Annotated in this window: 12 protein-coding genes; 5 read left to right on the top strand and 7 right to left on the bottom strand. The window is 32.9% G+C overall.

What is annotated here, in order from left to right; translation table 11 throughout:
• Positions 1-40 precede the first annotated feature (40 nt).
• Both M4I21_RS10820 and M4I21_RS10815 read left to right on the top strand, forming a co-directional pair.
• The gene (locus M4I21_RS10820) at positions 41-523 is read left to right on the top strand and encodes a c-type cytochrome (protein ID WP_249559176.1); all 483 of its coding nucleotides are present in this window, start codon (positions 41-43) and stop codon (positions 521-523) included.
• Between the two features lie 162 nt (positions 524-685).
• The gene (locus tag M4I21_RS10815) at positions 686-1,726 is read left to right on the top strand and encodes an aldo/keto reductase (protein ID WP_249559175.1); all 1,041 of its coding nucleotides are present in this window, start codon (positions 686-688) and stop codon (positions 1,724-1,726) included.
• Positions 1,727-1,791: 65 nt separating this feature from the next.
• Here the strand turns inward: M4I21_RS10815 and M4I21_RS10810 are convergent, their stop codons facing one another.
• The 7 genes from M4I21_RS10810 to panC all read right to left on the bottom strand — a co-directional run bounded on the left by M4I21_RS10810 (position 1,792) and on the right by panC (position 8,294).
• Positions 1,792-2,424, bottom strand: a complete 633-nt coding sequence (locus tag M4I21_RS10810) for an outer membrane beta-barrel protein (protein ID WP_249559174.1) — start codon at positions 2,422-2,424, stop codon at positions 1,792-1,794.
• 98 nt (positions 2,425-2,522) lie between these two features.
• Complete coding sequence (gene radA, locus M4I21_RS10805) at positions 2,523-3,884, bottom strand: DNA repair protein RadA (RefSeq protein WP_249559173.1); 1,362 nt, start codon at positions 3,882-3,884, stop codon at positions 2,523-2,525.
• Positions 3,885-4,397: 513 nt separating this feature from the next.
• A complete protein-coding gene (locus tag M4I21_RS10800; protein ID WP_249559172.1) occupies positions 4,398-4,889 on the bottom strand; it encodes a hypothetical protein in 492 nt (163 codons plus the stop codon).
• A gap of 65 nt (positions 4,890-4,954) precedes the next feature.
• Entirely contained in the window at positions 4,955-6,088 is a 1,134-nt protein-coding gene (locus M4I21_RS10795; RefSeq protein WP_249559171.1) for an alpha/beta hydrolase, read from the bottom strand.
• A gap of 29 nt (positions 6,089-6,117) precedes the next feature.
• The gene (locus M4I21_RS10790) at positions 6,118-7,083 is read right to left on the bottom strand and encodes a lysylphosphatidylglycerol synthase transmembrane domain-containing protein (protein ID WP_249559170.1); all 966 of its coding nucleotides are present in this window, start codon (positions 7,081-7,083) and stop codon (positions 6,118-6,120) included.
• A 1-nt stretch (position 7,084) separates the two neighbouring features.
• A complete protein-coding gene (panD, locus tag M4I21_RS10785) occupies positions 7,085-7,435 on the bottom strand; it encodes an aspartate 1-decarboxylase (RefSeq protein ID WP_072303819.1) in 351 nt (116 codons plus the stop codon).
• A gap of 13 nt (positions 7,436-7,448) precedes the next feature.
• The gene (panC, locus tag M4I21_RS10780) at positions 7,449-8,294 is read right to left on the bottom strand and encodes a pantoate--beta-alanine ligase (protein ID WP_249559169.1); all 846 of its coding nucleotides are present in this window, start codon (positions 8,292-8,294) and stop codon (positions 7,449-7,451) included.
• A gap of 107 nt (positions 8,295-8,401) precedes the next feature.
• Here panC and M4I21_RS10775 point away from each other — a divergent pair, with 107 nt between their 5' ends.
• From M4I21_RS10775 to glmS, 3 genes are all read left to right on the top strand, one after another.
• Positions 8,402-9,211 (top strand): glycogen/starch synthase, encoded by an 810-nt coding sequence (locus M4I21_RS10775; RefSeq protein WP_249559168.1) that lies wholly within the window; start codon positions 8,402-8,404, stop codon positions 9,209-9,211.
• A 5-nt stretch (positions 9,212-9,216) separates the two neighbouring features.
• Complete coding sequence (locus M4I21_RS10770) at positions 9,217-11,067, top strand: DUF4270 domain-containing protein (RefSeq protein WP_249559167.1); 1,851 nt, start codon at positions 9,217-9,219, stop codon at positions 11,065-11,067.
• Between the two features lie 128 nt (positions 11,068-11,195).
• The gene (gene glmS / locus M4I21_RS10765; RefSeq protein ID WP_249559166.1) at positions 11,196-13,043 is read left to right on the top strand and encodes a glutamine--fructose-6-phosphate transaminase (isomerizing); all 1,848 of its coding nucleotides are present in this window, start codon (positions 11,196-11,198) and stop codon (positions 13,041-13,043) included.
• The last annotated feature ends 408 nt before the right edge of the window (positions 13,044-13,451 follow it).

The following is a 13,451-nucleotide window of genomic DNA, read 5'->3' as shown; positions in this document are numbered from 1 at the left end:
TAGGAGTATTGCTTATATTAGTGCTTTAAAACTTAAACACATGAAAAAAATACTTTTAATTTTAGCTGCAGGCGTATTTATGGCGAGTTGTGGTGACAAAAAAGAGGATAAAAAATCCGATGGTTTTGAGATGAACAGAACCAAAAAAGAGGACAAAAGTGCTGCTAAGCAAGAAGGAGTTCCAGTAGATATGGACAACAAAGGAGTTGGCCCAATAAAATCTGTAGATTTAGGCGCGGAGATAGATAAAGAAATGGCAACAAGTGGTGAAGCTATTTTTAGTTCTAAATGTGTGGCTTGTCATGCAACAGATATGCGTTTAATAGGCCCTGCTGTAAAAGGAGTATTAGATCGCAGAAGTCCAGAATGGGTTATGAATATGATTTTAAACCCAGAAGGGATGCTAAAAGAGGATCCAATTGCTAAAGCTTTATACAAAGAATATAATAATGCTTTAATGACAAATCAAGGATTAACAAAAGAAGAAGCAAGAGCTATTACGGAGTATTTCAGGACGTTATAAAAATAGTCTTCATAATATAAAAAAAAGCGTTTATCTTAAATTAGATAAACGCTTTTTTTTATGGTAAAATCTTTAACGAATGCTTGTTTTTATGTTTGATTAAAGTAATTATTTCCCTAGATTTGGTTGAGAACATGAAGAATTTTCACCAGATTAATGACTATGAAATATACTAAACTACCACATACTAATTTGGAAGTGAGTGAAATCTGCTTAGGGACAATGACTTGGGGCAGACAAAACAATATTGAAGAAGCATTTGAGCAAATGAACTATGCCTTAGAGCAAGGTGTTAACTTTTTTGATACCGCAGAATTATACCCTGTTCCGGCAAAGGCAGAGTTATATGCAGAGACAGAAAAAATTATAGGTAAGTGGTTTAAAGAAACAGGAAACAGAGATAAAGTAGTGTTAGCGTCTAAAATTGCTGGTAAAGCAGATATGACCAAACATATTAGAACTACAGGTTTTAAAAAAGACGGCTTAATATCTGCAGTAGAGAACAGTTTAAAACGGTTACAGACAGATACTATTGATTTGTATCAATTACACTGGCCAGAACGCCAGACTAATTTTTTTGGACAAAGAGGATATGATCATAAAATAAACGATTTTTGGGAAGATAATATTCACGAAGTATTAAATACATTGTGCGACTTAGTAAATGAAGGGAAAATAAAGCACATTGGCTTATCTAATGAAACTCCTTGGGGAACTATGCGTTTCTTAGAGGAAAGTAAAGTACACAGAAAGTTGCCAAGAATGTCTACAATACAAAACCCGTATAGTTTATTAAATAGAACATATGAGGTTGGTTTGGCAGAAGTATCTATGCGGGAAGATATTGGTTTAATACCGTATTCTCCTTTGGGTTTTGGGGTGTTAAGTGGTAAATATTTGGGAGGTTTACAGCCTGCAAATGCACGTGTAACAATGTTTCCTAATTACAATAGATATAGTGGTGACAATGCTAAACAAGCAACACAATTGTATTTTGATCTAGCCCGCAAGCACAATTTGTCCTTGCCCCAAATGGCACTGGCGTATGTTAACTCTAGACCATTTGTTAAGAGTACAATTATTGGTGCAACGAACTTAAAGCAATTAGAAGAAAATATAGGTAGTGTAAATGTAAAACTAACAGATGAGGTTTTAGAAGGAATTGAATTAATACACAAACAAATTCCTAATCCGGCTCCTTAATAAATTCTCGAAAAAGATATAAAACAAAAAAGAGGCTATACATTATATATAGCCTCTTTTTTGTTTTATAAAAATACAATTACACCAAAGTTTAAATTAGCGGAATCTATATTAAAATTGAATGAATTGGTTTCGGTTTTACCATTATCGCTTCCTGTGACTTCGCTTGTTCTGTGTTTGTATCCAAGGGATCCAATTGTTGTTTCTAGAGCTACTTTTTTGCTGATAAAGTAGTTTAGACCAGGTCTAAACCCAATAAATAAAGACTTACTGGTATTCTCGTAATTAAAGTTGGTATTTTTTTGTTTCGCTATTTCATAATTACCTTCTCCTTGAATAAATAAACTTAAATTTTGCCCTATTCCATAATGCTTTCTAATATATGGTGTAAAGTTATAAGAATTGGTTTTTGAGTTGTCATTATTAATATCATCCTTTGAGAAAGAATAGCCAAGACCTAACCCAATAATTAAATTTTCGGAGATAGTGTAGCCAATCTTTGGTAGTAGACTATATGTGTGATTTTTTCGCTCAATGTCGTCTTCTAGCTCTCTACTAAATTCTGAGTTGTTGGTTGAGAACCCAAGATTACCACCAATAGTCCACAATCCTTTTGGTATTATTCTTTTTGTGTCGGTTTCTTGAGCAACACTTGTTCCGTAAATAACTAAAAAGGCAATAATTAATAATTTTTTCATCTTATTTTTTTAAGGATTAAGACTACGTATTATCAAGATTTATACCACATGCAATTTTTTGCGTATTAATAAAAAGTTAAAGTATTTAAATCTAAATTTTAGTCGAACAAACCTCTTGCTACATCTTCTATTTTAGATACAAGGAATATTTTTATGGCCGTATTCTTTAATGTAATTTTATTATTCTTAGAGACAAAAATTGTGCTAAAACCAAGTTTTTCTGCTTCAGATATACGTTGGTCTACGCGTTGTACAGGTCTTATTTCACCAGCTAAGCCAACTTCCGCAGCAAAACAAATTCCTTTAGGGATTGCAATGTCAGCATTGCTAGATAATATGGCTGCAACTACAGCTAAATCTATAGCCGGATCATCTACAGAGATACCGCCAGTTATATTTAAGAATACATCTTTAGCACCTAATTTAAATCCTGCTCGTTTTTCTAAAACGGCCAATAGCATATTTAATCGTTTTGCATTATAGCCCGTAGTAGAGCGTTGTGGTGTACCGTAAACAGCAGTGCTAACTAAGGCTTGTATTTCTATCATTAAAGGGCGCATGCCTTCTATGGTTGCAGAAATAGCAGTTCCGCTTAAGCCCTCGTCATTTTTAGAAATTAAAATTTCAGAAGGATTATTTACTTCCCTTAACCCGCTACCTAACATTTCGTAAATTCCTAGTTCAGCTGTAGATCCAAATCTATTTTTTAATGCGCGTAATATTCTGTATACGTAATTTCTATCACCTTCAAACTGCAAAACAGTATCTACCATGTGCTCTAGAATTTTAGGGCCAGCTATGGTACCGTCTTTTGTAATGTGACCAATTAAAATTACCGGAGTATTCGTTTCTTTTGCAAATTTTATAAGCTCGGCTGTACATTCTCTTATTTGAGAAATACTACCTGCGGCAGATTCTATATAATCTGAATGTAGTGTTTGTATAGAATCTATAACCACAATATCTGGTTGTATAGCTTCAATTTGCTGAAAAATATTTTGAGTTTTTGTTTCTGTTAAAATGAAACATGTTTCACTATTTGGAAGAATACGATCTGCTCGCATTTTTATTTGTTTCTGACTTTCTTCACCAGAAACGTATAGTGTTTTGTATGGTAGTTTTAAAGATATTTGTAGTAATAATGTACTTTTTCCAATACCGGGTTCGCCTCCTAGTAAAGTTAAGGATCCAGGTACTAAGCCACCGCCTAAAACTCTGTTAAATTCTAAGTCATAGGTGTTAAGTCGAAGTTCTTTTTCTGTGCTAATTTCATTAACACGTAAAGGTTTAGATGTTTTTTTAGCAGGTGCACTTGGTGCTTTCCAACTGCTTTTTTCTTCTTTTTGTATTACCTCTTCTACAATGGTATTCCATTCTTTACAAGCGCCGCATTGTCCTGCCCATTTAGCGTATTGAGTACCGCAATTTTGACAAAAAAAAGCTGTTTTAGTCTTAGCCATTACCTTACTTATTGGTTTAGACCAAAGGTACTAAATAAGGGGTAACTAAAATCGGAAAATTTAAGCATTCCAAACCGTATAAAGCGGTGTTTTAGTTTTTGAAAATCAACCTCTTATTCAAAGTCAGACGGTTTACTTTTCTTTTAGATGACCGTTTGGAATATCATTTTAAAATAAATTAGTGCAATAGATACTATAAAAGCGAAAATAAAGATAAGGTCTACGATTAAGACGGGTCTATATCGGAATTTAAATAAGAGAATAAGACTAATTAGTAGTCTAGCTATAAAAAAAGAGCTTAGGATATAAAAATACTGTAACGACTGCGGGTTTATTAAATGCGTTGTTTGAAAATTTAGAATGGATTTAAAATCTCGTGTAAATCCGCAGGTGGGACAATCTAGGCCATAATTAGACTTGTAATAGCACGTTAGCGTATCCTTCGAAATTAAAACATAGAGTAGTGCTGAGGTGAAAAATAAAATAAAGACTAAGTTAAAGAAAAGATGATTTCTACGATGTATAGCATCTGTGGCTTCCATAAACATAGGTGTCTAATTCTATTCCTGATTTCAGTTTTAAACCTTTGGAGTTAATGGAGATTTCTTGTACTTCTTCTTCTATCTCTTCTGTTTCTTCAGGTATCACATCCAACTCTTCTGTGTCTTCTGGTTCTTCTAGCTCATCTAATTCTTCCGTTTCATTTATCTGTTGTTGTAGCTCTATTTGGTCAAATAATAATTTTGAAGTCACGAAAAATTGAAATCCGAGAGAGGCCATACCTAGCAAAGAAATGACCAAAGCTATAATTGCAAGTATTTTTGTTTGCTTTAACATAAAGACCCTAAATACAGCTATGATTGAAATGATGATTGCTATACAGCCAAAGATAATTGCGAAAATACCTAAGCAAGGGATTATAGAAAAAAATAAGCTCAAAATTCCTAATACAATTCCGATAATAGATAGAATATTAGAATTTGATTTGTTTGGTTGGTTGTCCATTTAGTGCAAGTAATTGAGTGGTTTTGGTGATAAATATAAACATATTTATAAATTTTAGTCTAATTCTAATACCCAAAATCTGCTTTTAAAGCATCTATTTTTTCCAAAGCCATATCCTTAGTTAAAAAGTCAATTTCACTCATTCCAAAAGCTTTTTCAAATGTACGTAGTGCTTTTTTTGGTTCGCCTATTTCTTCATAGTATTCACCTTCAAAATAAAAGCCAAGCATTGTATCTGGAAATTCTTTTTTGCAAAGATTAGCTAATTCTTTTAGCGACTCTGGTTCTTCTTTCTTTTTACTAGCGGCATAAATTGCCATAACATCATTAAGATCTACCCTTTTGCTAAAACCAAAAGTTTCTTTAATATTGTTGTATTTTTTTTCTAAATACGCGTAAGCCGGTTCATCAGAAGTAAGAATTTTAGTCTTATATTCTTTTGGACTTATGGGTTTAAATATTTCAAAGATATCATCAAAAGCTTTTCCTAAGCCAAAAGTGGCTATAGAAGTATGGTTGGTATTATAAATATCAAAATAATACTTAAACGTTTCTTTTTCTATTGCTGCTAATGATGTATTAAATTCAGCAAGTTGGGCTGTGTTCTTATTTTCTTCAACAATTAAATGATAAAATATTTGCTTGTCTACTGCTCCAATTCTATTAGCAACTCTAGTTTGCATTTCAGGAGCAAGCGTAGGAGAAATACTTATGTATGAACTAAAAAGTGGGTTTTCTTTAAATAAGTAAAAATTTTCAAAATTTGCAGTAATGTCATAACCAACTATCATTTTAAAAGGAGATATGTTGTAAGTGCTTTCTAAGTTAGGAATAACCTCCATACCTAAAAATTCAAAAAATGATTTTCCTTCTTCTGTTGGCAGACCGTTTTCTTCATTAAAAGAACAGTCTTTTAACCTTGCCTGATTTGCTTGTTGATGAATACCAACTACAATTGCTGGTGGCATACCATGAAATCTGCTAAAAAATTTAGCTTTGGCAACAACATTATCAAACAGATACTCCGCATCTAATACAACTATTAATGTATGCTGATCTTCTGGATTATATTCTTCGGGAATGTAATAACTAACGTCTCTCTTTTCTTGAAGTTTAAAAGATTCAAATACTTCTGTTTTTACTTGCGCAAATGCGTTTAACCCTATGAATAGGGCAAAGGTTAAGGTAATTTTTTTCATTTTTGGGTTTGCTCTTTAGTCTTAAAAAACTATTTGTTTCTTTTTAATAACGGCAATAGTAGAAAAGATATTGCCCCAAAAACGACAACTAATAAAGTTTGTGATATCCACATAATCCAACCAAATGCATCACCGGAAACACTGCTAATGCCAAAAATGGCTAATGCGCTACTTACTACAATTGGGTAAAGCCCTATGCCACCATTAGTTGCGGTCATAGCAAAAGCTCCAAAAATAAAAGCAACTAGTAATTGGCTAATAGATAAATCTATGGTTTCTGGAACGGTGTACTTTATAACCCAGAACATGCCAACATAAACAGACCAAATAAAGAAAGTGTGAAAGATAAATGCCCACTTGTTTTTCATTTTAAAAATACTAGTTACTCCCTGTAATAAGCCAGTAACGAAAGTTTTTATTTTTAATAGAAATGGATGTTTAGATTTTTTTATAATAAAAAAGAAAGCAATTGCTAATAGTACTGCAAAACCTAGTGCAGCAATAATTTTAGTAATATTAAAACCTTTATTTGTAAAGAACTCTACAATAATCTCTGTCTGTAAAAAGAATGTTACAGCAATAATTAAAAGCAACATAATTAAGTCTATAACTCTTTCTGTAACTATAGTTCCAAAACCTTTTTCAAAAGGAACGCCCTCATAAGTGGTTAGTGCTGTGGCACGTAGTATTTCGCCTGATCTAGGTATTCCTAAATTAGCAAAATAAGACGTTAATATTATTAAGATATTATTTGTGATTTTGGGTTTGTATCCAAGCGGTTCTAAAAGATAGTTCCATCTAATAGCTCTAGAAATATGGCTTAAAACACCCATAAATAAAGAGATGCTTACCCAAAATAAATTAGCCTCCTTTATGTAAAAGATAATCTGTTTTCTATCTTCAGCAGAAGTAGAGTTATAAGAGTACCATACTAAAAACAGTCCAAAAGCTATTGGAAGCACTGTTTTTAATGTTTTTTTTAAAGAGGCCGACAAATTAGTTTAGTAAGTTGTTTTCTTCGTTAGGGAAAACTAAAGAAGGATTAAATGTTTTAGCTTCTTCGATATCCATACGTGCGTATGTTATTAAAATAAGAATATCACCAGCAGCAACTTTGCGAGCAGCAGCACCATTAAGTGTAATCTCTCCACTCTTTCTAGGTCCTGGTATGGCGTAAGTTTCTAGTCTTTCTCCGTTATTGTTGTTTACAATTTGTACTTTTTCTCCTCTAATAATATTGGCAGCATCCATTAAATCTTCATCAATGGTTATACTTCCAATATAATTTAGGTCTGCACCTGTAACTTTTACACGGTGAATTTTAGATTTTACAACTTCTATTTGCATATTACAAAGGTAATTAATTTAAGGCTATATTGTCTATTAGTCTTATGTCATTAGCATAAACGGCAATAAACGCTCTATATTTTTTATTTTCAGATTTTCTTTTAATTGTCTTTAGATCATCTGCATCAGTTATGGTAAAATATTCCAAATCTAAGAGTTCGTTTTTCTTAAATAGAGCAGTAATCCATTCTGTAACTTCTAGTGCACTTTCTGTGCCAAATTTTTGTTTGGCATCTTTAAGTGTCTGGTAAATAACAGCGGCTTCTGCTCTTAATTCAGGAGTTAATCTTTCATTTCTAGAGCTCATTGCTAACCCGCTTTCTTCTCTAACAATAGGGCAGCCAATTACGTTTACTGGTATTTTTTTAATTTCTACTAGTTTTTTTATAATCTGTAGTTGTTGGTAATCTTTTTCACCAAAATAAGCATTATCTGGTTTAGCAATGCTAAAAAGTTTTTCTACAATAGTGCCAACACCGTCAAAATGGCCATCTCTAAATTCACCTTCCATTACTTTTTCTAGTCCATCAAAATTGTAACTTTGAGATGTAATATCGCTATTGTATATTTCTTGAGCAGAAGGAGCAAAAACTACAATATCTTTGGATGCAGTTTCTAATAAAGCAATATCTTCTTTTAAAGTTTGAGGATATTTTTCTAAATCTTCAGCATTATTAAACTGGGTTGGATTCACGAAAATACTCACAATTGTATGTTTATTTTCGTTTAATGCCTTTTTGACTAAAGAAATGTGGCCGCTATGTAAAGCGCCCATAGTAGGTACCATTCCTTTGGATTCTCCTTTGGATACGGTAGAAAAATGATTTTCTAATTCTTCAATTTTATGAAATATATACATAAATTTAATTTAAAACGACAGCAAACTTACTATAATTACTGCTAATCTCTATAATTTTTGTAATTTTGCATCCTACGCTTTTTTGATAAAATAAAAATCAGCTTCTTATGAATGGTAAAAAGATATTGTTTGTATCTTCAGAATTAATGCCCTATCTCCCAGAGAATCAAGTTTCCCAAATGTCTTATGAAACACCACGTATGGTGAATAGTAAAGGCGGGCAGATTAGAATATTTATGCCGCGTTACGGTAATATTAATGAAAGAAGACATCAGTTACACGAAGTTATTCGTTTATCTGGTATGAACTTAGTTATTAACGATATGGATATGCCGTTAATAATAAAAGTGGCTTCAATCCCTAAAGAACGTATTCAGGTATACTTTATTGATAACGAGGAGTACTTTAAAAGAAAAGCAACATTTACAGATGAAAACGGTACGCTGTTTCCAGATAATGATGAGAGAGCTATCTTTTTTGCAAAAGGTGTTGTAGAAACAGTTAAGAAATTAAACTGGTCTCCAGATATTATACACGTACACGGTTGGATGGCTTCTTTAGTGCCATTATATTTAAAGCAATTTTACGCAGATGAACCATTGTTTGTAGAGAGTAAAGTTATTACATCTGTGTATAATCAAGGTTTTGAAGGAGAATTAGATAAGGATATAGTTAAAAAAATTGCTTTTGACGAAATAGGAGAGGATAAAATTACCCCATTGACTACTCCTAACTATAATAATTTGTTAAAAGTAGCTGTAGATTATTCGGATGCTGTTATTTTAGCCTCAGATGAAGTTCCAGAAGAGCTTAATGAATATATTTCTGGACTTGACAAACCTGTGTTGTCTTACGTGCCTCTTCAAGAGTTTGAAGAAGCGTATACCAACTTTTACAGTAATGAAGTTTTAAAATAAGTTACATGAATTTTTACAAGAAGTTAGTTTTTTCTGCTATAGCGGGATTGTCTTTAATGACAACATTTGTATCCTGTGAAGATGAATTAGATACAATTGCTGGAGATGTAATCTCTGGGGAACCTTTTTCAGCTAAAAAAGCAGTTTACGATGTGTTTGCGTATAACAAAAAAATTAAGTCTGTACAGACTAATGGTTTGCCAATATATCAATTAGGGTCTTATGTAGATCCGGTCTATGGTAAAACAACAGCTTATATTAATACACAAGTAAGATTAGCTTCTGGCGTAGGGAATCCAATTTTTGGAATCTACACTCAGGATACAGAAGATGGTTCTGCTACAGACGATAGTGTAACTACTATTCCAGAGAACGAAACGGTTAAAGAAGTTACTTTATTTATTCCTTATTTAAAGAAATCAGGAACTTTTAGTGATGCAGATAGCGATGGTGTTGAAGATGCTTTTGATGCAGATTCTACTGATCCTAATAGTGATTCAGATGGTGATGGCTTAACAGATGCTCAAGAGCAATCATTAGGTACAAATCCTTTAAGTACAGATACGGATGGTGATGGTACAGCAGATGGAGATGAAGAAAGCGTAGTAGCAAATGCTTATGCTAAGTCGTATGAAATTGATAGTATATACGGAAATAAGGCAGTTCCATTTAATTTTAAAGTAGAGCGCTCTACATACTTTTTAAGAGATGTAGATCCTACTCAAAACTTTGAGCAGAGACAAATATATTTTTCTGATTTTGTTTTTTCTCCAACTTTTGTTTCAGATGTTTTGTTTGATGGTGAGGTGACTATAAATGAATCGGAAACTATTACTTTTAAAGAAGATGATCCGGATACTGAAGATACAGATGAGTCTAAAGAAGTAGATTTGCGTTTAGCTCCAGGGATCATTGTTAATTTAGATAAAGACTTTTTTCAAGAAAACTTTTTAGACAAAGAAGGAGATTCAGAATTACTTAGTCAGGCTAACTTTCAAGAATTTTTAAGAGGAATCTATCTTTCGGCTTCAGGTACTACTTCTGAAGATATAATGTTGTTGTTAGACTTGTTCAATGCTAAAATTTATGTGAATTATGAGTATGATAAGGTAGATACTAATGATACAGCTACGGACACATCAGATGACACTATTGTTAAAACAGATGCAACCTATGTATTAGATCTTAGTTCTAGTTCAGGTAATGCTGTTAATACATTAATTAATGAGGATTACCCTGCGGATATTGCTGGTAAAATGGATACGGGAGAAAATGCAGACCGAATTTATATAAGAGGAGGGGCAGGATCTTTTGCTGAAATTAAGTTATTTGATGAAAATAATGGTAGAGATGCTATTACGGAAATTAAAAATAACAACTGGATAATTAATGAAGCTAATTTGGTTTTTTATATAGATAGAGCTGCTTTAGATGCAGCGGGTAATGGCGTTGAGCCTCCTAGGTTGTATTTGTATAATGCAGAAGATAATGCGGCAATATATAGTTACCCAGTAAGTACAGAGTTGCCAAATGGTGCATTGAGTCTTACTGCGCTTACAGGTTTCGATGGAATTATAGAGGAGTCTAGTGATGGTAAAGGTTTAACTTATACATTTAGAATTACAGAGTATCTTAATAACTTGGTTGTTCGTGATGCGGATAATATAACATTAGGATTAACTGTTACTTCAGACATTAGGTTTGATGTTTCTGCAGAGGCTATGTTAGAAGACGGTGAAGGTAAAGTACCTCTTATGTCTGTAATTAACCCTTTTGGCACCATACTATATGGTAGCAACACTTCAGATGATGATAAAAAACTAAAACTAGAGGTTTTTTATACAGAAGCTAACTAAGAGTTTATTCCTTGTTTGCTTTTTGTAGTCTTTTTAGGCTATTATAACTGTTATGTGCTCTTTTTTTTACATTTATAATTAGATTTGCATGTAATCATTAACTGTAACATTTAATAACAAATTACATTATGTGTGGAATTGTAGGATATATAGGTCATAGAGAGGCTTATCCAATCATTATAAAAGGACTAGAGCGTTTAGAATATAGAGGGTATGATAGTGCAGGAGTAGCATTGTTCGACGGTGAAAAAATCAACCTTTCTAAAACTAAAGGTAAAGTTTCAGATTTAAAAAAGAAGACTGAAGGCACAATGTCTTTGAAAGGTAGCATAGGTATTGGCCATACAAGATGGGCAACACATGGTGTTCCTAACGATGTTAACTCTCATCCACATTATTCTAATTCGGGAGAGTTGGTTATAATTCATAACGGAATTATAGAAAACTACGAGTCTATAAAAACAGAATTAATTAATAGAGGTTATACTTTTGAGTCTGATACAGATACAGAGGTGTTGATTAACCTTATTGAAGAAGTTCAGAAAAAAGAGAAAGTAAAGCTTGGTAAGGCTGTGCAATTAGCGTTAAACGAAGTTGTAGGTGCTTATGCTATTGCTGTTTTTGATATAAAGAAACCAGATGAGATTGTTGTGGCTAAATTAGGTAGCCCTTTAGCAATTGGTATGGGTGATAATGAATTTTTTATTGCTTCTGATGCTTCTCCTTTTATTGAGTTTACAAATAATGCTATTTATTTAGAAGATGAAGAAATGGCAATTATTAGACTTGGTAAAGAAATTAAACTAAGAAAGATTAAGAATGATGCAGTTGCATATCCAACAGTTTTGGAATTGCAGATGAATATAGAGGAGATTGAAAAAGGTGGTTACGATCATTTTATGATGAAAGAAATCTATGAGCAGCCAAGAGCTATTCTAGATACATACCGTGGTAGATTGTTAGCAGATCAAAAGCTAATTAAAATGGCAGGTATAGATGAGCATTTAGATAAGTTTTTAAATGCAAATAGAATTATTATTGTTGCTTGTGGTACTTCCTGGCATGCAGGTTTAGTTGCTGAATATATTTTTGAAGATTTAGCTCGTATACCGGTAGAAGTAGAGTATGCTTCTGAGTTTAGATACAGGAATCCTGTAATCACCGATAAAGATGTGTTAATAGCTATCTCTCAATCTGGTGAAACTGCAGATACTTTAGCTGCAATTAAATTAGCAAAAGAAAATGGAGCTTTCGTTTTTGGTGTTTGTAATGTGGTAGGTTCTTCTATTGCTAGAGAAACAAATGCAGGTGCATATACACATGCTGGTCCAGAAATTGGAGTTGCATCAACAAAGGCATTTACGACACAGATAACAGTACTTAGTTTAATTGCTTTAAAATTAGCACAAGAGAAAGGTAGTTTAACAGATGCTAGATTTAGCGAGTTTTTAACGGAACTAGAAAATATACCGACTAAAGTAGAAATTGCTTTACAGTCTAATGATGCAATTGAAAAAATAGCTGCAGTTTATAAGGATTCTCCTAACTGTTTATACTTAGGTAGAGGTTATAATTTCCCAGTTGCATTGGAGGGGGCTTTAAAGTTAAAAGAGATTAGTTATATTCATGCAGAGGGGTATCCAGCTGCGGAGATGAAACATGGTCCTATTGCTTTAATAGATGAATCAATGCCAGTTATTGTTATTGCTACCAATAGAGGTCATTACGAAAAAGTTGTAAGTAACATTCAGGAAATAAAATCTAGAAAAGGTAAAATTATAGCTATCGTAACAGAGGGAGATGTTCAGGTTAGGGCCTTAGCGGATCATGTAATAGAGGTTCCAGATACTTTAGAGGCGTTAACACCATTGTTAACTACAATTCCTTTACAGTTATTGTCATACCACATTGCTTTAATGAGGGGTTGTAATGTAGATCAGCCACGTAACTTAGCTAAATCTGTTACTGTAGAATAAAATACAGAAAAAGAGTCGACCTATTATTAGGTTGGTAATCGTAATAGAATTTAAAAAAGCCAGAGAATTTATTTCTTTGGCTTTTTTTTATGCGCTATAACGAAGGAGCTTCTTAATGGTTGTGTCTCATGTCTAAGGAAGTGTTTGTTTGTTGTCAATTGCTTTATTAGGGTGCTAATACTATTTTTTTTTGTAGCGTGTTTGTAAAGCCCAGGGGTGTTTTTATGCTTTTAGTTATTGGCTCATTGCTTTTTGGTAGTATTTAATAGGTGAAATTACGACGTATTCTTCTTTATATATAGGTTGATAATAGCCTTGGCTAAGGCAAAGAACCTGCGATAAAGTGTGTGGTTTTGGGAGGGTTTGTTATTTTGTTTAAAACGGGTTAAAAAAGATGCTTGTTTAAGG

It is taken from the genome of Cellulophaga sp. 20_2_10 (assembly GCF_023476645.1).
Classification (GTDB): domain Bacteria; phylum Bacteroidota; class Bacteroidia; order Flavobacteriales; family Flavobacteriaceae; genus Cellulophaga.
Note: the sequence above shows the minus strand (reverse complement) of the source record. Positions and strands in the feature narration are given on the sequence as shown.

Coding starts and splice junctions, on each gene's coding strand:
- M4I21_RS10820 (WP_249559176.1), top strand. CDS start 41: ATGAAAAAAATACTTTTAATTTTAGCTGCAGGCGTATTTATGGCGAGT.
- M4I21_RS10815 (WP_249559175.1), top strand. CDS start 686: ATGAAATATACTAAACTACCACATACTAATTTGGAAGTGAGTGAAATC.
- M4I21_RS10810 (WP_249559174.1), bottom strand. CDS start 2,424: ATGAAAAAATTATTAATTATTGCCTTTTTAGTTATTTACGGAACAAGT.
- radA (WP_249559173.1), bottom strand. CDS start 3,884: ATGGCTAAGACTAAAACAGCTTTTTTTTGTCAAAATTGCGGTACTCAA.
- M4I21_RS10800 (WP_249559172.1), bottom strand. CDS start 4,889: ATGGACAACCAACCAAACAAATCAAATTCTAATATTCTATCTATTATC.
- M4I21_RS10795 (WP_249559171.1), bottom strand. CDS start 6,088: ATGAAAAAAATTACCTTAACCTTTGCCCTATTCATAGGGTTAAACGCA.
- panD (WP_072303819.1), bottom strand. CDS start 7,435: ATGCAAATAGAAGTTGTAAAATCTAAAATTCACCGTGTAAAAGTTACA.
- panC (WP_249559169.1), bottom strand. CDS start 8,294: ATGTATATATTTCATAAAATTGAAGAATTAGAAAATCATTTTTCTACC.
- M4I21_RS10775 (WP_249559168.1), top strand. CDS start 8,402: ATGAATGGTAAAAAGATATTGTTTGTATCTTCAGAATTAATGCCCTAT.
- M4I21_RS10770 (WP_249559167.1), top strand. CDS start 9,217: ATGAATTTTTACAAGAAGTTAGTTTTTTCTGCTATAGCGGGATTGTCT.
- glmS (WP_249559166.1), top strand. CDS start 11,196: ATGTGTGGAATTGTAGGATATATAGGTCATAGAGAGGCTTATCCAATC.